The sequence below is a fragment of the Paraburkholderia sp. PREW-6R genome (assembly GCF_039621805.1).
Taxonomy (GTDB): domain Bacteria; phylum Pseudomonadota; class Gammaproteobacteria; order Burkholderiales; family Burkholderiaceae; genus Paraburkholderia.
The window spans coordinates 2,902,128-2,919,069 of the sequence record NZ_CP155073.1; the positions used below are offsets into that span (position 1 = coordinate 2,902,128).

A 16,942-nucleotide genomic window follows, 5' to 3' on the forward strand; every position below is an offset into this window, starting at 1 on the left:
GCCGGTCAGCTCGCGCGGGCCGCGAGCGGCGCCGGATTGACGAGCCCCGCCTGGGTCGCGACGCGCCACAGTCCGCGCTCGGTCGCGTGCCTGACGAGTTCCGCCTGCGTGCAGCCGAACTGCGCGAGCGCGAGGCGATAACGTTCGCACAACGCTTCGTTGCCGATCAGGCGCAGGCGCTGGCCGGCGAGCGAATCCTGTTGCTGGTTCAGTACGGCTTCGAGCCCGGCCATTTCGTGGCCGATCAGCAGGCCCGACAGATAGTCCGGCTGTTGCTCGCGCGAAAGCTGACCGGTGAGGCCAAGCGTGCGCGCGCTGAATATGGTTGCGAGCACGCCGGCCTCGCCTTTGTCGCGCGCGATCTGCACGCCGTGCAGGAAGGCATCGGAATCCGGACGATCCGGCGTGAGCATCGTGCGGCCGAGAATCGTATGGTCGCGCAGCGCCGCGAACACCTCGCCGGTCATGAACGTATGAAACTGCTCGATGCGTCCCGCCTGCACGACGGCCCACTTCGCATGCGTGCCCGGCAAGCCGATCAGTGCGCGCTGGGCGGCGTCCGTGCCGCTCGCGTCGATCTCGCCGGACGCATTCGCGAGCGCACCGAAAATCTGCGTTTCTTCGCCGCGCATCACGTTCGGCAACTCGCCGCGCTGCAACACGCCCGGCACGATATGCAGCGTCGTACCGGTAGCCGCCGTCACGCGGACGATGCCCGCCACCAGCGCGTCGGCGCTCGCGGGCGCGTCGACATAAGGCGCCTCGACCCAGCCCTGTGCGCTGCCCACCATGCCGGCGGCGATCACCGGAATGCCGGGTGTGCTGTCGAGCCACGCGCCGCATGTGTCGTCGAACGCGGCGTCGAAGCCGCCGTCTTCAGCGCTGCGCGGCAGATTCATGATGCCGGCCGTCGACGCACGCGTGTCCAGCACGTCGCCGTTGGCGTCGAACAGATACGCGCGCAGCGACGTCGTGCCCCAGTCGAGCGCAATCAGCGCCGCCCGCGCGGAACTAGCGGCGACGACCTGTGCGGCAACCGGCGTGGAAGAACCCGCTCGCGTCATCGTTTGATCCTGCGGGTTGCGGGTTGCGGTGCGCGCCAGCCAAGTTCTTCGGAAATCGCGCGCGCTTCGCGCTGCACGACCGGAATCAGTTCGTCCATCCGTTCGAGCGACATGTACGGGATCGTGCTCGCCACCGACAAGGCCGCCACCACCGCACCCGACGCGTCGCGCACCGGCGCGGCCACGCAACGGATCGACGCTTCGTTCTCTTCGAGGTCGAACGTGAAGCCGCCGGCCGCATAGCTGGTCATGCGCTGCATGAACGTGGGCGCGTCGGGACGATTGTCCGGCTTGAAGCTGACGCCAGCCAGCGCACGGCGCGACGCTTCGAACAGCGACTGCCAGACGTCCGGCGTAAGGTCGAGCATCATGGCCTTGCCGATTCCCGTCGACGCGAGCGGCATCCGGTGCCCGACCCGCGAGCGCATTTCGAGCCCGCGCGTGCCCGGAATCTTGTCGATGTACAGCACGTCGTCGCCATCGCGCACGCCGAGGTGAATCGTGTCGAGCGTCTGTTCCGCGAGCGATTCCAGATGCGGCCGCGCCACCGCGGTGAGCGGCATCTGTTCCAGCGCGATCGTGCCGAGTTCGATCAGCTTGGGGCCGAGCAGATAGCCGCCCTGCACCTGGCGCAGATAGCGCGCCTGCACAAGGCTGCTCACGAGGCGATGCGTGGTGCTGCGGGTCGTGCCGAGCGCGGCGCCGAAGGTGCGCAGATCGCGCACGCCGGCAGCGGCCGCTTCCAGGATCGCCAGGCCGCGCAGCAGCGTCTGCGTGCCGGCTTGCTGCGGCGTGATGTCGAGCAGCGTGCTCGGCAGCGCGATTTCATTGACGACAGCCGGCTGCGCATTGCTGCGCGATGTCCTGGCAGTGGCAAGCGGCCGCGGCGCTGACGGCGGCGCGGCGCCGTCGGCGTGATCGGCGGACGCCACGTCGGCGTCGGACGTGCTGGCGGCGTGAGAGGGCATCGCTTTGTTCATGGCGATTCGCTTTTCGGTGGTTTTGCGCTTACAGCGCGGGACCGGAGAGACGGCCTGACGGGCTTGCGATGCGAAGTGCGCGGGGATGCGGCCTGCGGCTGATAGGCATGATTGGCTTGTCTCCAGTTCTTGTGCTGTCGCTTTCCGTGGCCGGCTTCTCAGCGTTCCCGACTCGTGGATGCGTGTTGGGTTGGATTGTAGGGCCGTTTTTGAGAAAGCTCCAATATGTGAATGTTTGCGTCACATATTGGGATGTCCGTGCGGACAACAACGCACGAATTGGCGGTCATTTCGACGCTAGCTCACCGCTTCGGCCCGGCGGCGCTGCGTGCATACTTGGCACGTGGCTGGATCCTGCCGTTGCACGCGGCGCTTGCTCCTATTGTTTTTATCGTGACACGCAAACTTTTCATTTACGGCTCCGGCGGCTTCGGCAAGGAAGTCATGGACTTTGCACGGCGGCAAAATGCCGTTGCGCCGGCATGGAGCGAAATCTGTTTCGTCGACGACATCCGCGCGGAACGCACGTGGCACGGTGCGCCGGTGTATCGCTTCAGCGATCCGGAAGTCGCGACGCAGTTCGACAAGACGGAATTCGTGATCGCGCTCGGCGAGCCTGCCGCCCGCGAGAAACTGGCGCAGAAGCTGCGCGACGCGGGCGCCCGGCTTGGCCGCGTGATCGATCCGAGCGCGCTCGTCGCCGACACCGCCCGCCTCGGCGAAGGGGTGATCGTCTGCGCGTCGTCTCTCGTATCGAGCGACGCCCGCGTCGGCGATCATGCGTGTGTGAATTCCATGTCGATCGTCGGACACGACGTCCAGGTCGGCGAGTACGCGGTGATTTCGTCGATGGTCAACATCGGCGGCGCGACTGTGATCGGCGCGGGCACATACGTCGGCATGGGCGCGCTGATCCGCGAACGTCTGAGCGTCGGCGCGAACTCGATCATCGGCATGGGCTCGGTCGTCCACAGCGACATTCCCGACGACGTCATCGCACTCGGCAACCCCGCGCGCGTCATGCGCCCGAATACCGACCGCAAGGTCTTCAAGTAACCAGGTAAGAGAGATGCAAATGACCAACAGGGCGACCTACGACAAGGTCTTCATGGACAGCTTTTCGGTCCCGCAGAGCGCGCTTAACGCGGAGTTTGTCTATCAGTGCGTGCCGGCCTGGGATTCGGTCGGCCACATGGGGATGATCGCGGCGCTGGAAGAAGCCTTCGACGTGATGATGGAGACGGAAGACATCATCGAATTCGGCTCATACACGATCGGCATCGAGAAGCTCAAAAAGTACGGCGTGGAAGTATGAGCGAGGCACGCATGGAACCGACCCCGAACGCGCAGGCAACCGACACGCCTGAAAAATTCAGCCTCAACTATCAGGACTTGCAGGCATTCCAGCAGAATCGTTATCCGTTCCTGCTGATCGATCACGTCGACGAAGTGATTCCGGGCAAATCGGCGCGCGGCTACAAGCTGATGACGCTGAACGAATGGTATTTCCCGGTGCACTTTCCCGGCGCGCCGAACATGCCGGGCGCGTTGCAGATCGAAGCGATGGCGCAGATGCTGACGGTCGCGATCACGACGCTGCCGGACCTGAAAGGCCGCTACACGCGCGCACTGGACTACAAGGTGCGCTTTCGCAAGGAAGTCGTGCCGGGCAAGAAATTCGACCTCGAAGCGGAAGTGCTGTCGTGGCGCCGCGGTATCTGCAAGGGTTACGGCATTGGTCGGATCGATGGTGAAGTCGCATGCGAAGGCGAGCTGCTGATCACGATTCCGGAAATTCTTGAGCAGTTCACGCCGCCCAAAAAGACGGGCTGACGTGGATTCAACGCTACCCGAATCGCGCCGCGCGACTCGTGCCGCGCGATTCGGCAAGGCGCGGCCCCATGCCTAGTCGGGCAGTTCGGCCGCGCCCATGCGCCGCGCAATGATGCGCGAGCGCTGCGCCAAGAAGGCCGAGTTGCGATGCTCGTCGAAGTATTTGGGTCGCGGCAGCATCACCGCCATTCTGGCCGACTGCGCGGCGGTCAGTTTGCTTGCGGAAGTCTTGTAGTAATAGTGCGCGGCCGCTTCCGCGCCATACACGCCGTTGCCCCACTCCACCGAGTTCAGATAGATCTCGAAGATGCGCTCCTTGTCCATCAGCGTTTCGAGCATCCACGTGATGATCAGCTCCTGCCCCTTGCGAATGTAGCTCTTGTCCGGCGACAGAAACAGGTTGCGCGCCAGCTGCTGGCTGATGGTCGAGCCACCCCCCACGATCTTGCCCCTGGATTTGTTCTTTTCCCACGCCTGCAGAATGGCGTCGGTCTCGTAGCCGTTGTTGCTGACGAAATTGGCGTCTTCCGACGCGATGATCGCGCGTTTCAGGTTCCGCGAAATCTGGTCGTACGGGACCCACGTATGCTGCACGCCGAGATCGGGGCGTTCTCTGGAAAGACGCCACGCGTCCGCTCGCATGAACGCCGTGCTCTGTGGATTCACGTCGTTCCACAGCGCGATCTGCGCGAAATAGAACAGTTGCGTCGCGAGCCACGCGATCGTGACCACGATCCCCAGATAAACCACCCATCGCACCGGACCTGGCCGGCTCGCGCGCCGCGTTGCTGTCATCGTGGTGAGCCCCTCGGATGGATGGTTAAGCGGTGGTGAAGACCTAGACTGGCGACGGCGTCTTCAGCAGCTTGCGCAATTCGGCAAGCACGGGCGCGCCATCGGGACGAATGCCGCGCCACACGTAAAACGACTCGGCCGCCTGCTCGACCAGCATGCCGAGCCCGTCGGCACTGCGCGCGCCCAGCTTTTGCGCATGATCCATGAATACCGTGGGTTGCGCGCCATACATCATGTCGTAGGCAAGCGTGCCGCCGCCGAATGCACGGTCGTCGCAGTCGGGCAGCGACGCGTCCAGACTGCCTGCCGTTGCGTTGACGATCACGTCATAGGCGCCCGCCTCGATTGCCCTGGCGCTGCCGCCGTTCAGACGACACCCGGCGTCGCGCGCGGCATGCGCAAATTGCTCGACCAGTTGCCCGGCCTTTTCCGCCGTCCGGTTGACGATGGTCAGCGCGTGCGGCGCGCGATCCAGCATCGGCAGCACGACGCCGCGCGCCGCGCCGCCCGCGCCCAGCAGAAGAATCCGCGCACCCTTCAACGGCACGCCCAGATTCACTTCGATGTCGCGCACGAGGCCGAAGCCATCCGTGTTGTCGCCGAACACGCCATCCGCGTCGAAGCGCAGCGTGTTCACCGCGCCGGCCGCCGCGGCGCGCGGCGACAGACGCGTGGTGAACGCGTGCGCGTCGAGCTTGAACGGCACCGTGACGTTCATCCCGCGGCCGCCCGCCTCGATAAAGGCGCGCACGTGCGGCACGAACGCATCGACCGGCGCGAGCAGATGGCCGTACTCGATCGGCTCACCTGTTTGCGCGGCAAAACGCGCATGAATGAACGGCGACTTGCTATGCGCAATCGGATTGCCGATCACCGCGTAACGGTCGAGCGAGAGGGGCGCCTGCGGGTTCATCGGCCGGGTTCCGCGACGTGGCGGTCCGTAGCGGCGTCGTTCGCGCCGCCGCTCTTTTCCGCGTCGGTTAGTGCGGGGGCTTCGCCGCTGTCTTCCACGTTCTGTGCGTCGGCGGCCGGTTCCGCTTCGGCACGCGCCTCGGCTTCGCCTTCGGCGCTTTCATCGGCGGCGTCGATGATCTCGTCTTCGCTTTCGTCCGCTTCTTCAGCCTCCGCGCCGCTCGTGACGGTCGGCGCGTCGAGCACGTGCAGCAGACGCACCGACGCCTCGACGGTCAACTCGTCGATCGACATCACTTCCATTTGCAAACGCGTGCCGCGCGCATGCACACCGAGACCCGGCACGTGCAGCAGCAGCGGAATCTCTTCGAGACGCACGAGATCGCCCTTCACGACCGACGCCACCACCTGCTTGCGGTTCTCCTGCTTCAACCAGCGCAGACACCAGAAATACTCCATACGACGCTGATGATCGGCATACGCGGTATAGGTGTCGTCGAACCCTTGCACAACCGCGAACAGATCCGCGTCTTTCGGCTTGAACGGCGCGGCCAGTTTCGCCGTCACGCCATGCTGGACACAGGCGAGCAATTGCCACTGATTGACGAGGTCGACATAGCGGCGCAGCGGCGACGTGCTCCACGCGTACTGCGTGACGCCGAGGCCCTCGTGCGGCGCGGCATTGGTTTGCATACGGGTGCGCTTGGGACCGGTGGGCGCGCCGAACGCGCGCTGCGTCCGGTAGATGCCGGGCACGCCGTGGTCATGCAGGAACGCGCCCCATGACGAGTTCGCGAGAATCGCCAGTTCGGCGACGATCGTGTCGAGCGGCGAGCCGCGACGGCGCGGCGTGATGGTGACGTGCTCGCCTTCCACGTAAAAGTTGAAGTCGGTGTTGCGTTGCACTTCGCGGCGCAAACCATAGCCGGCTCGCGCGGTCTGGCGTTTTTCAAACAGCGCCTGCGCGAACGGCCACAGCACGGCGATGTCTTCCTTGTGCGGATAGTCGCCCGTGCCGGCAGCGAGCGCCTCTTCAGTCACCAGTTCGTCCAGCGTGTTGTGACGCAGGTTGTTCTTCACGAACACACGTTCGGCGCGTGTTTCGCTCGCGACAATTTCCTGCGTCTCGCGATTCACGATCACGTACAGCGAGAGCGCCGGGCGCAAGCCACCCTCGGCCAGCGTGAACGCTTCGACGACGCTGTCGGGCAGCATCGTGATCTTGTCACCCGGCATGTAGACCGTGGACAGACGCGTGCGCGCAATCGCATCGACCTCGTCGCCGCGCACGATGCCGAGCGCCGGCGCGGCAATATGCACGCCGATCCGCACGCGGCCGTCGGACAGGTGCTCGACGGAAAACGCGTCGTCGATTTCGGTCGTGGTGATGTCGTCGATCGAGAAAGCCTCGACGTCGGCTTCCGGCAGGTCTTCCGGCAACTTGCCGACACTGACCGGCGGAAACCCGGTGCCATGCGGGAAGAATTCGGAGAGGAAGCGCGCCTCGTGCAACGCGCGCGCCGACGCGATGCCGCCGCATTCGAGCATGAGCCGCGCCTGCGAAATGCCGCGCGCGGCGGCGGCGCCTTCCAGCGCCTTGTATTCGATCGTGTTCTTGTCCGGTTTGGTGAGCAACGTGAGCGCCGTCTTGCCGGCGAGTGCCTCAGGCAGGCGCCCTGCTTTCAGCTCGTCCTCGTAAGTCTGCTGCACGAGCGCCTGCTGACGCTTGCGCTCCAGACCGGCGAGCGCCATTTTCAGCTGTTCCTGCGGCGCGCGTTGGTACATGCCGCGCCCCTTGCGGCGGAAATAAACGGGCGCGCTGTGCATGCGCAGGATCAGCGCCGCACGTTCGGTGGGTCCGAAATGCTCGCCAAAGTATTCGGCGCCCAGTGTTGCGAACGGGAATTCATCTTCCGGCGCACATTCCCACAGAAAGTCCAGGTCGATGTCCTGCGCAGCGGTGTCCGCCTGCTGCATCAGTTCGCCCGCCGTGGGCTTTTCGAACTCGATCAACACGTCTTTGGCGCGCACCTTGGCTCGCCGGCCGCCCGGCAATTCGACCTGAAAAGCATCGCCCTGACGCGACAGCACGCTGCCCGCCTTGAAACTGCCCGATTCCTCGAAGAAAACGTTCACTCAATACTCTCGTTCTGACTTGCATCTGCCGGCGCGCCGATTCGCTTGAGCTATCGGTCACTGCGTGCGCGGCACGACAATGTGTTCGTGGTAGTGGACCGCGGCGCGACGCGCGCACCTGCGATATGAAACTGGGGACCGGCAACGCCGCCGCTGCTGGATTGCGTCGACCCCGACGTGGCCGCCCGAACGGCCCGCGTGCGTCAGGCCGCTTCGCGCGGCGCCGGCGGCTCGATGTCTTCGGCGTCGCAAAAGGCCAGCACGTCGTCGACGTATTGCGCGAACTCGCTGATCGCGTGATCGCTTCCTTCAATCAGCCGGGTTCGTGCGCCCGGATAGTGTGCAAGCATTTCGCGATAGTCGAGCACTTCATCGCCGGTCGCGGCGATCAGATAATAGCGCTCCGGCCGCGTGATCGACGCCACGCGCAGCGCGCGCAGTTCGTCGAGATGATGTGGCTCGACCACGATACTGCCGCCGCCATGCCATAACGGCTGCTCGCCCAGATAGGCGCTCAGATCGCGCTGCGGCACGACCGCCGGATTCAGCAGCACCGCCGGCCAGCCGTGCTTCTCGGCCAGGTGCGTGGCGAAAAAGCCGCCAAGCGAACTGCCGATCAACGTGACGTTTTTCGGCCGCGCCTCGGTGACCAGCGACTCGGCGAGCGCGACCGTTTCGAGCGGCGAGACCGGCAGCATCGGGCAGCGCCATTCGTCGCTGCGGCCGAGTTCGACGAGCCGGGCCGCCAGCACGCGCGCCTTGAACGAATTCGGGGACGACCGGAAACCGTGCAGATAGAGAATCACGTTGTGCCTCGCGCGGAAAGGGCGTCCAGCAGTTTCTGATGAACGCCGCCGAAGCCGCCGTTGCTCATCACCAGAACCTGGTCGCCGGGGCGCGCCGCCTGGACCACTGCTTTGACTAGCGCGTCGAGATTGTCGAAAGCTTGCGCTTTTTCGCCGAGCGGCGCGAGCGCTTCGCCCAGATTCCAGCCGAGCGCGTCCCGACCGGTGGGCGCGCCGTAGCCGAATACGAGGTCGGCATCGGCGAGACTGGCGGGCAACTGCGCTTTCATCACGCCAAGCTTCATGGTGTTCGAGCGCGGCTCCAGCACGGCCAGGATACGCGTATTCTCGCGGCCCACGCGTGTGCGCAGCCCCGCCAGCGTAGTCTCGATCGCCGTGGGGTGGTGAGCGAAGTCGTCGTACACCGTCACGCCGTCGACGCTGCCGCGCACTTCCATGCGCCGCTTCACGTTGCGGAAGTTTGCGAGCGATTTCGCCGCCTGCGCGGGCGGCACGCCCACATGGCGTGCGGCGGCGATCGCGGCGAGCGCATTCAGGCGATTGTGCTCGCCCTGCACCTGCCACTCGACGACACCGACCCGCTCACTGTTGTGATACACCGCAAAGCGCTCGTCGACCGGGACACCGTCTTCGGCGGGCAGGGTCTCCCAGCCGCCTTGTACGCCGAAACGTTCGACTCCGCTCCAGCAACCGCGCGTCAGCACGCGTTCGAGCGCGTTTTCACGCCCGTTCGTGATGATCCGGCCGATGCCGGGCACCGTGCGCACAAGATGATGGAACTGCGTTTCGATGGCGGACAGATCGGGGAAGATGTCAGCGTGATCGAACTCCAGATTGTTCAGCACTGCGGTTTTGGGCCGGTAGTGAACGAACTTGGAGCGCTTGTCGAAGAACGCCGTGTCGTATTCGTCGGCTTCGATCACGAAGAAGCTCGAATCGGTAAGGCGCGCCGACACACCGAAATTCAATGGCACGCCGCCAATCAGGAAGCCGGGATTCAGGCCCGCGTCTTCGAGCAACCACGTGAGCATGGTGCTGGTCGTGGTCTTGCCGTGCGTGCCGGCAACGGCGAGCACCCACTTGCCGTTCAGCACATGTTCACCCAGCCACTGCGGACCGGAGCTGTAAGGCAGGCCCCGATCCAGAATGGCTTCCATGAGCGGATTGCCGCGCGACACCACATTGCCGATCACGAACAGATCGGCATTCAGACCATTCAGCTGGTCCGCGTCATAACCCTCGATCAGGCGAATGCCTTGCGCTTGCAGCTGCGTGCTCATCGGCGGATAGACGCCGGCATCGCAGCCCGTCACGGTATGGCCCGCACCGCGCGCAAGGACCGCCAGACCGCCCATGAACGTGCCGCAAATGCCGAGGATGTGGATGTGCATAAGCCTGTGATGCCGCGCGGGCGTTTTTCCTGGAGTGATTCCCGACCTGACGCCTGGCGCCAGACAGGAAGACGAACTGCACCGCGTCTTCCTGACAGGGATGAGAGCGCAGAAAAGCGGCCAAAACGACCGTCTGCAAAGGACGCTATTGTAACCGACGCCTTGTCTTCGCCCCACGGATGGCGGCTCGTTTCGTCCTCAAACTGGCGGCGAAATACGAAAGCGGACGAAAGCTGGCGTCCCGGGAAGTCGCGCAACAATCTCTAGTATCATGGAAAGATGGTTCGCAAATCACATTTCGATCCGCAGCGCGTGCGCGAGGAAATCGCCACTGCGGCTGCGAGGCTCATCGCCGAAGACGGTCTCGACTACGCTACGGCGAAGCGCAAAGCGGCGCGACAAGTGGTCGGAGAGAGCCGTATTGGCGGCGAATGGCTACCGGATAACGATCAGATCGAAGAAGAAATCCGTGAGTATCAATCGCTTTTTCAGGGCGACAGCCAGCCGGCCTTGCTGCGGCGACTGCGCCAGATCGCAGTCGACTGGATGGAACGACTCGCCGCATTCAACCCATATCTGACCGGCGCGGTGCTCGGTGGAACTGCGGGCGAGCATTCCGACATTCATCTGCAGGCGTTCTGCGACAACCCGAAGGAAGTCGCGATCTACTTCCTGAACGCCAACATCCAGTACGACGTGTCCGAGACTCGCCATTTTGCCGGCCGCGGTTATGTCGAGACGCTGAGCTTCCTGTGGCGCCCGGCGAGCGAGGGTCGCGACGCGGCGCCGGTGGGCGTGCACGTCGCGCTGTACGAAACCGACGACCTGCGCGGCGCGGTACGGGCGGATGCACGTGGCCGCACGGCGCGTGCAAATTTGCAGACCGTCCAGACGCTGCTCAACGATAGCGATGTCGCTCCTTCCACTAACTGACAGACGAAAGATGAACACGAGACAGCTTCTGGGCGGCGCACTGGTCGCCGTGATAGCGGCCGGCGGCGGCGCGCTGGCGAATCATTGGCTCGGCGTCAGCGACGGGAGCGAGGTTGCACATGCCGCGCAACCCGTGTCAGCGCAAAGCCCCGTGGGTCAGTTGTGGAGCGCACAAGTCACATCGGTCGACGGCAAGCCGCAATCGCTAGTTGCGTTCAAAGGGCACCCAATTGTCGTTAACTTCTGGGCGTCCTGGTGCGGGCCGTGCGTGGAGGAAATGCCGGAGTTGTCGCAGCTTCAGCGTGATTACGCGAAAAAAGGAATCCAGTTCGTCGGACTTGGTGTGGATTCAGACAAGAACGTTCAGGCATTCCTGCAAAAGGTGAAAGTTGCCTATCCGATCTATGTCACGGGCTTTGGCGGTGCGGATCTGGCGCGAGCATTCGGAAATACCGCAGGCGGCCTGCCCTATACGGTCGTAATTGACGCCAAAGGCGATGTACGTTCGACAAAATTAGGACAAATCGATCCGCAGGCGCTTAAACAGACCCTCGACTCGCTCTGAATACTAGAATCCGTTGCGCCCCGGATCGCCTTGGAACGCGCCAATTTGTGCGCAAATCCCGTAGCTTTGAGAGAAGATGTGCGACACGGGTAAAGGCCGAAAGCCTCCTGAGAAGCAAACCATGCGCGGAAAACTAGACAAGTTTCTCTAATCAGCGCTAAAGTGCGCCCAATTCCACGGAAAAAGAAGCGACCATGACGCGACTGCTGGTACTGCACGGACCCAACCTCAATCTTCTCGGCACGCGGGAACCGGAGGTTTATGGCCGTGTGACGCTCCCGCAGATCGATCAGGCACTGGCGGACCGCGCCGCGGACGCCGGCGTCGAAATCGCGTCGTTCCAGAGCAATCATGAAGGGGCACTGGTCGATCGCATTCAATCCGCCCGGACTGAACACACCGATTTCATCGTGATCAATCCCGCTGCGTACACGCACACGAGCGTGGCGATTCGGGACGCACTGGCGGGGGTCGGCATCCCGTTCGTCGAGGTCCATCTGTCGAACGTGCATCGTCGCGAACCGTTCCGGCATCATTCCTATTTCTCCGACCAGGCCGAAGGCGTGATCTGCGGCCTGGGCTGGAAGGGATACCTGTACGCACTCGAATTCGCGCTGGACCGGCTCGCTGCCGGCTCGTCGCGCGGCTGAAATCCAAAACGTCTAATTTGAGCCGGCCGCGCACGCGCCGGCACTCTTCGCATTGAAAGGGGCAACCTGATGGATCTACGTAAACTGAAAACTCTGATCGACCTTGTCTCGGAGTCCGGTATCTCCGAACTCGAAGTGACCGAGGGCGAAGGCAAGGTCCGCATCGTCAAGAATGCGCCGCCGGTTTACGTGCAACCGTCTGCCTCGTACGCGCCGCAATACGCGCAGCCGGCTCCGGCGGCTGGCGGCGAAGCGCCTGCCGCTGCTGCCGGCGCGCCGGCCACGCCGGCAGCGGCCGCACCGCAAGGCCACGTTGTGACCTCGCCGATGGTCGGCACGTTCTATCGCGCGCCGTCGCCGGGCGCCGATCCGTTCGTCCAGGTGGGCGACACGGTCAAGGAAGGCCAGACGATCTGCATCATCGAAGCGATGAAGCTGCTCAACGAGATCGAGTCGGACCAGTCCGGCGTGATCAAGGAAATCCTCGTCGAAAACGGCCAGGCGGTCGAGTATGGCCAACCGCTGTTCGTGGTCGGCTAACGCGGCACGCTCTGCGCGTTAATTTGCGCCTGCCGTCCGCGCGCCCGCTGTTTACGGTGCGCGACCGATCCTCTGAGGCAGCCCGCGTTGCGAGCAACCGGGCGCCTATTGATGAGTCGAAAACCCGCTATGTTTGAAAAAATCCTCATTGCCAACCGTGGCGAGATCGCGCTTCGTATCCAGCGCGCCTGCCGCGAACTCGGCGTCAAGACAGTCGTCGTCTATTCGGAAGCCGACAAGGAAGCCAAGTACGTAAAGCTCGCCGACGAGGCGGTCTGCATCGGCCCGGCGCCTTCGAACCTGAGCTATCTGAACATGCCGGCGCTGATCAGCGCGGCCGAAGTCACCGACGCCGAAGCGATCCACCCCGGCTACGGCTTCCTGTCGGAGAACGCCGACTTCGCCGAACGCGTCGAACAGTCGGGCTTCACCTTCATCGGCCCTCGCCCGGAAACGATCCGGATGATGGGCGACAAGGTCACGGCCAAGCAGACCATGATCAAGACCGGCGTGCCGTGCGTGCCCGGTTCGGAAGGCGCGTTGCCCGACGATCCGAAAGAGATCGTGAAAATTGCCCGGCAGGTGGGCTATCCGGTCATCATCAAGGCCGCGGGCGGCGGCGGTGGCCGCGGCATGCGCGTGGTCCACACGGAAGCGGCGCTGGTCAACGCGGTCAACATGACGCGCGAGGAAGCCGGTCGTGCGTTCGGTAATCCGCAGGTCTACATGGAAAAATTCCTGGAGAACCCGCGGCACATCGAAATTCAGGTGCTCGCCGATTCGTTCAGGAACGCGATCTGGCTAGGCGAGCGTGACTGCTCGATGCAGCGCCGTCACCAGAAAGTGATCGAAGAAGCGCCGGCACCGGGCATCGCGCGCCGCCTGATCGACCGGATCGGCGATCGTTGCGCGGACGCCTGCAAGAAAATGGGTTATCTCGGCGCCGGCACGTTCGAATTCCTGTACGAAAACGGCGAGTTCTACTTCATCGAAATGAATACGCGCGTGCAGGTCGAGCACCCGGTGACCGAACTGATCACGGGCGTCGACATCGTGCAGGAACAGATCCGCATTGCGGCCGGCGAAAAGCTGGCTTTCCGTCAGCGCGACATCGCGTTCAAGGGTCACGCGATCGAATGCCGGATCAATGCGGAAGATCCGTTCAAGTTCATCCCGTCGCCGGGACGCCTTACGTCGTGGCATATGCCGGGCGGGCCGGGCATCCGCGTCGATTCGCATGCATACAATGGCTATTTCGTCCCGCCCAACTATGATTCGATGATAGGCAAGCTGATCGCCTACGGCTCGACGCGCGAGCAGGCCATCAAGCGGATGCGCATTGCGCTGTCGGAAATGGTCGTGGAAGGCATTCAGACCAATATTCCGCTGCACCGCGAGTTGATGCTCGACGCGAAGTTCGTTGAAGGCGGCACCAGCATTCACTACCTCGAAAACCGGTTGGCAGCGAAGCAGCAGGCCGCACCGGAAGAAGCGTAACCCATGAGCTACCGGGAACTGATCGCCGAGCTGGCACGCGAGCACGCGGAGGAGTTTTCCGACGCGATGCTCGAGTTGGGCGCGCTGTCCGTATCGGTTGAAGATGCGGACGCCGACACGCCCGACGAGCAGCCGCTGTTCGGCGAACCCGGTCTCACGCCGGACCGCACGGCGTGGCAACGCTCGCGCGTGATCGCACTGCTCGCGCCCGAACACGAGCCCGCGGTGTTGCTTACGGCGGCTGCCAACGAGATCGGGCTCGACGCAGCCCCGTCGTTCACCGTGCGCGACGTCGAAGAACAGGATTGGGTGCGTCTCACGCAATCGCAGTTCGACCCGATCCCGATCGGCGAACGGATCTGGGTGGTGCCTTCGTGGCACGACGCGCCGGACCCCGAAGCGCTCGTGCTGGAACTGGACCCAGGTCTCGCATTCGGCACCGGCAGTCATCCGACCACGCGCCTGTGCATGGAATGGCTCGAACAATCGGTGCAGCCCGGTCAGTCGCTGCTCGACTACGGCTGCGGCTCCGGCATCCTCGCGATTCTTGCGAAGAAGTGCGGTGCCGATCCGGTTTATGGGATCGACATCGATCCGCAAGCGGTCGACTCGGCGCGTCACAACAGCGAGCGCAATCACGCCGACGTGACCTACGGTTTGCCTGACGAATGCCCGAGCGGCGAGTTCGACATCGTGGTCGCCAATATCCTGTCGAATCCGCTGAAACTGATGGCGTCGATGCTTTCGTCGAAGGTCAAGCCGGGCGGCCGGATCGCGTTGTCGGGCATCCTTGCGCGGCAGGCCGACGAAGTCGCGCAGATCTACGCGCGGTGGATCGAGATCGGCGTATGGCGCGAACACGAAGGTTGGGTATGTCTCACCGGAACGCGCCGCGAAAGCCATTAGAATAAGGCGTATTGTCCAACCAACGGCCCTAAGGCTTACCGGCTCAATATGCTCCTGGCGACGCGTTGCCCCTTCTGCGAAACCGTCTTCCGCCTGCAACCGGCGCAGCTTGCCTTGCGTCGCGGCCTCGTGCGCTGCGGGCATTGCAATCAGGTATTCGACGCTTCAAACAGTCTCTACGATGTAGCCGACGGCGGAGACTTCTCCACCGCCAGGCCGGTCGCCGCCGCTGCGGCGATCGACGCGATCTCCGGCGTGCGTCCGAAGGGCCCGGATTTCAGCGCGGAAGCGTGGGACCCCTGGGCCTCCGCACCCGACGCCGCGGTCGACAACCGTCTGCTGCACAATGCGCGCAACGTGCCGCTGCAACCGGTGTCGACCGGTGCGGGCGTCGCGGTCACGCCGCGTCACGCGGCCGAGCCGGAACTGCCTGCGCATGCGTCCTCCGCGCCCCTTCCTGCGGACCACGAACCGATTCTCGCCGACGCGCCGCTCGACCCCTTTGCATACGACGCCGACGTTCCCGCCGAGGAGCCGCCGCGCGTGTGGCACAAGACCGGGCGCATCAACGAGCCGCCTATGGAAGAGCCGGTGATGAACGCGTCGGCGGCATTGCGTGGCGCGCCGGATAACGAGCCGCGCTTTAGCCCGGCGGGTGCGGGCGCGGCGGCGGGTGCAACTGGCGCCGCTGCATTCGGGACGGCAGGCGCCGGTGCTGCGGGTGCTGCGGGTGCTGCGGCAGGAACCGGCGCTGCGGCCGCGCGTGCGCCTTCGGCTGGCTCGCGAGGAGAACCGTTCTCCGTTCAGCCCGTCCACGAAGACGACGACCCGTTCCCGGTCATGCGCGAAACGCGTCCGGCCGAACCGCGCCGCGTCGGCTGGATGGTTGGCGGGATCATTCTGGCGGTGCTGCTCGTCGTCTCGCTGCTCGCGCAGCTCGCGTGGTGGCAGCGCGAAACGGTGCTGGTCTATCTGCCGAGTTCGCAGGCGCTTTACGCCAAGGTTTGCGAGCAACTCGACTGCCAGATCATGCCGCCGCACGATATCGACGGCTTGCAGGTCGAGCCGTCCGACCTGCGCCAGATCGACGGCCCGCACAAGCTCGAACTGAAAATGCCGCTGCGCAACCGCTTTAACGTGGCGCTCGCGTATCCGGCCATCGAACTCACGCTACTCGACGATCAGAACAATGTCGCGCTGCGTCGCGTGCTGTGGCCGCACGACTATGTGCCGCCCGGCACGCCAATCGCCGCCGGCCTGCCCGCGCGCTCGACCCAGACCATGATCGTGCACCTCGATACGGGCAATGCGGTCGCATCCAATTTCCGCGTACAGATCTTCTATCCGTAACGCAACCTTGCGCGCCCGGCAGCGACCGGGCGCGTTCACCGTCGTCAACGACGCATTTCCGGAGCACAACAACATGAGTCAAGTCACGCTGGGTGGCAACCCGATCGACGTAGCCGGCACGTTCCCGTCCATCGGCCAGAGCGCCCCCGCTTTTTCGCTGGTCGGCAAGGATCTGAAGCCGCTGTCGCTCGCCGATTTCGCTGGCAAGCGCAAAGTGTTGAACATCGTTCCGAGTCTGGACACGCCGACCTGCGCGACGTCCACGCGCAAGTTCAACGAAGCTGCCGCCAAGCTCGAGAACACTGCCGTTATCGTGATCTCGGGCGACCTGCCGTTCGCCGCTTCGCGCTTTTGCACCACGGAAGGCATCGAGAATGTCGTGACCGTTTCCACGTTCCGTGGCCATGAATTCGCGCAGGCCTACGGCGTCGACGTAACGAGCGGCCCGCTGACCGGTCTGACGGCACGCGCCGTCGTCGTGATCGACGAGAACGACAAGGTCGTGCATGCGGAACTGGTCAGCGAAATCAAGCAGGAGCCGAACTACGACGCGGCCCTCGCCGCACTGAAGTAAAGCCCTCACG

At 64.1% G+C, this 16,942-nt stretch carries 18 protein-coding genes; 11 read left to right on the forward strand and 7 right to left on the reverse strand.

Annotated features, from left to right (window positions below; translation table 11 throughout):
* Positions 1-5 precede the first annotated feature (5 nt).
* Positions 6-1,064, reverse strand: a complete 1,059-nt coding sequence (locus tag AAGS40_RS12705; RefSeq protein WP_345811775.1) for a 2-dehydro-3-deoxygalactonokinase — start codon at positions 1,062-1,064, stop codon at positions 6-8.
* Positions 1,061-2,044 carry an IclR family transcriptional regulator gene (locus AAGS40_RS12710; RefSeq protein ID WP_345811777.1) on the reverse strand — a complete coding sequence of 328 codons (984 nt, stop codon included), beginning with the start codon at positions 2,042-2,044 and terminating at the stop codon, positions 1,061-1,063. The genes AAGS40_RS12705 and AAGS40_RS12710 overlap by 4 nt, the downstream gene beginning before the upstream one ends.
* 393 nt (positions 2,045-2,437) lie before the next feature.
* On the opposite strand from AAGS40_RS12710, the gene AAGS40_RS12715 reads away from it, so the two are divergent.
* The 3 genes from AAGS40_RS12715 to AAGS40_RS12725 are packed head-to-tail and all read left to right on the forward strand — an operon-like array spanning position 2,438 to position 3,877.
* The gene (locus AAGS40_RS12715) at positions 2,438-3,100 is read left to right on the forward strand and encodes an acetyltransferase (RefSeq protein ID WP_345811779.1); all 663 of its coding nucleotides are present in this window, start codon (positions 2,438-2,440) and stop codon (positions 3,098-3,100) included.
* 19 nt (positions 3,101-3,119) lie between these two features.
* Positions 3,120-3,359, forward strand: coding sequence for an acyl carrier protein (locus tag AAGS40_RS12720; protein WP_345811780.1), 240 nt, complete (start codon positions 3,120-3,122; stop codon positions 3,357-3,359).
* Positions 3,360-3,370: 11 nt separating this feature from the next.
* The gene (locus AAGS40_RS12725) at positions 3,371-3,877 is read left to right on the forward strand and encodes a beta-hydroxyacyl-ACP dehydratase (protein WP_345811782.1); all 507 of its coding nucleotides are present in this window, start codon (positions 3,371-3,373) and stop codon (positions 3,875-3,877) included.
* Positions 3,878-3,949: 72 nt separating this feature from the next.
* Here AAGS40_RS12725 and mtgA read toward each other — a convergent pair whose 3' ends face one another.
* The 5 genes from mtgA to mpl form a co-directional block, all read right to left on the reverse strand.
* A complete protein-coding gene (gene mtgA / locus AAGS40_RS12730; RefSeq protein ID WP_345811783.1) occupies positions 3,950-4,672 on the reverse strand; it encodes a monofunctional biosynthetic peptidoglycan transglycosylase in 723 nt (240 codons plus the stop codon).
* Between the two features lie 43 nt (positions 4,673-4,715).
* Positions 4,716-5,585 carry a shikimate dehydrogenase gene (gene aroE / locus AAGS40_RS12735; protein WP_345811785.1) on the reverse strand — a complete coding sequence of 290 codons (870 nt, stop codon included), beginning with the start codon at positions 5,583-5,585 and terminating at the stop codon, positions 4,716-4,718.
* Positions 5,582-7,720, reverse strand: coding sequence for an RNB domain-containing ribonuclease (locus AAGS40_RS12740; protein WP_345811787.1), 2,139 nt, complete (start codon positions 7,718-7,720; stop codon positions 5,582-5,584). The genes aroE and AAGS40_RS12740 overlap by 4 nt, the downstream gene beginning before the upstream one ends.
* 203 nt (positions 7,721-7,923) lie before the next feature.
* Complete coding sequence (locus tag AAGS40_RS12745) at positions 7,924-8,526, reverse strand: YqiA/YcfP family alpha/beta fold hydrolase (protein WP_345811789.1); 603 nt, start codon at positions 8,524-8,526, stop codon at positions 7,924-7,926.
* Positions 8,523-9,917 (reverse strand): UDP-N-acetylmuramate:L-alanyl-gamma-D-glutamyl-meso-diaminopimelate ligase, encoded by a 1,395-nt coding sequence (gene mpl, locus AAGS40_RS12750; protein WP_345811791.1) that lies wholly within the window; start codon positions 9,915-9,917, stop codon positions 8,523-8,525. The genes AAGS40_RS12745 and mpl overlap by 4 nt, the downstream gene beginning before the upstream one ends.
* A 279-nt stretch (positions 9,918-10,196) precedes the next feature.
* Here mpl and AAGS40_RS12755 point away from each other — a divergent pair, with 279 nt between their 5' ends.
* The 8 genes from AAGS40_RS12755 to tpx all read left to right on the forward strand — a co-directional run bounded on the left by AAGS40_RS12755 (position 10,197) and on the right by tpx (position 16,932).
* Positions 10,197-10,850, forward strand: coding sequence for a UDP-N-acetylmuramate--alanine ligase (locus AAGS40_RS12755; protein ID WP_345811793.1), 654 nt, complete (start codon positions 10,197-10,199; stop codon positions 10,848-10,850).
* A 10-nt stretch (positions 10,851-10,860) separates the two neighbouring features.
* A complete protein-coding gene (locus AAGS40_RS12760) occupies positions 10,861-11,415 on the forward strand; it encodes a TlpA disulfide reductase family protein (RefSeq protein WP_345811794.1) in 555 nt (184 codons plus the stop codon).
* Positions 11,416-11,609: 194 nt separating this feature from the next.
* Positions 11,610-12,065, forward strand: coding sequence for a type II 3-dehydroquinate dehydratase (gene aroQ / locus AAGS40_RS12765; RefSeq protein WP_345811796.1), 456 nt, complete (start codon positions 11,610-11,612; stop codon positions 12,063-12,065).
* 69 nt (positions 12,066-12,134) lie between these two features.
* Positions 12,135-12,605, forward strand: coding sequence for an acetyl-CoA carboxylase biotin carboxyl carrier protein (accB, locus tag AAGS40_RS12770; RefSeq protein ID WP_345811797.1), 471 nt, complete (start codon positions 12,135-12,137; stop codon positions 12,603-12,605).
* Positions 12,606-12,734: 129 nt separating this feature from the next.
* On the forward strand, positions 12,735-14,102 hold the full coding sequence (accC, locus tag AAGS40_RS12775) for an acetyl-CoA carboxylase biotin carboxylase subunit (RefSeq protein ID WP_345811798.1): 1,368 nt from the start codon (positions 12,735-12,737) through the stop codon (positions 14,100-14,102).
* Positions 14,103-14,105: 3 nt separating this feature from the next.
* On the forward strand, positions 14,106-15,008 hold the full coding sequence (gene prmA, locus AAGS40_RS12780) for a 50S ribosomal protein L11 methyltransferase (protein ID WP_345811799.1): 903 nt from the start codon (positions 14,106-14,108) through the stop codon (positions 15,006-15,008).
* 48 nt (positions 15,009-15,056) lie between these two features.
* The gene (locus tag AAGS40_RS12785; protein ID WP_345811800.1) at positions 15,057-16,358 is read left to right on the forward strand and encodes a DUF3426 domain-containing protein; all 1,302 of its coding nucleotides are present in this window, start codon (positions 15,057-15,059) and stop codon (positions 16,356-16,358) included.
* 73 nt (positions 16,359-16,431) lie between these two features.
* Positions 16,432-16,932 (forward strand): thiol peroxidase, encoded by a 501-nt coding sequence (gene tpx / locus AAGS40_RS12790; RefSeq protein WP_345811801.1) that lies wholly within the window; start codon positions 16,432-16,434, stop codon positions 16,930-16,932.
* Positions 16,933-16,942 lie beyond the last annotated feature (10 nt).

Bases quoted from the DNA above. Each gene is read 5' to 3' on its own strand.
- AAGS40_RS12705 (WP_345811775.1), bottom strand. From the start codon at position 1,064: ATGACGCGAGCGGGTTCTTCCACGCCGGTTGCCGCACAGGTCGTCGCC.
- AAGS40_RS12710 (WP_345811777.1), bottom strand. From the start codon at position 2,044: ATGAACAAAGCGATGCCCTCTCACGCCGCCAGCACGTCCGACGCCGAC.
- AAGS40_RS12720 (WP_345811780.1), top strand. From the start codon at position 3,120: ATGACCAACAGGGCGACCTACGACAAGGTCTTCATGGACAGCTTTTCG.
- AAGS40_RS12725 (WP_345811782.1), top strand. From the start codon at position 3,371: ATGGAACCGACCCCGAACGCGCAGGCAACCGACACGCCTGAAAAATTC.
- mtgA (WP_345811783.1), bottom strand. From the start codon at position 4,672: ATGACAGCAACGCGGCGCGCGAGCCGGCCAGGTCCGGTGCGATGGGTG.
- aroE (WP_345811785.1), bottom strand. From the start codon at position 5,585: ATGAACCCGCAGGCGCCCCTCTCGCTCGACCGTTACGCGGTGATCGGC.
- mpl (WP_345811791.1), bottom strand. From the start codon at position 9,917: ATGCACATCCACATCCTCGGCATTTGCGGCACGTTCATGGGCGGTCTG.
- AAGS40_RS12755 (WP_345811793.1), top strand. From the start codon at position 10,197: ATGGTTCGCAAATCACATTTCGATCCGCAGCGCGTGCGCGAGGAAATC.
- AAGS40_RS12760 (WP_345811794.1), top strand. From the start codon at position 10,861: ATGAACACGAGACAGCTTCTGGGCGGCGCACTGGTCGCCGTGATAGCG.
- aroQ (WP_345811796.1), top strand. From the start codon at position 11,610: ATGACGCGACTGCTGGTACTGCACGGACCCAACCTCAATCTTCTCGGC.
- accB (WP_345811797.1), top strand. From the start codon at position 12,135: ATGGATCTACGTAAACTGAAAACTCTGATCGACCTTGTCTCGGAGTCC.
- accC (WP_345811798.1), top strand. From the start codon at position 12,735: ATGTTTGAAAAAATCCTCATTGCCAACCGTGGCGAGATCGCGCTTCGT.
- prmA (WP_345811799.1), top strand. From the start codon at position 14,106: ATGAGCTACCGGGAACTGATCGCCGAGCTGGCACGCGAGCACGCGGAG.
- AAGS40_RS12785 (WP_345811800.1), top strand. From the start codon at position 15,057: ATGCTCCTGGCGACGCGTTGCCCCTTCTGCGAAACCGTCTTCCGCCTG.
- tpx (WP_345811801.1), top strand. From the start codon at position 16,432: ATGAGTCAAGTCACGCTGGGTGGCAACCCGATCGACGTAGCCGGCACG.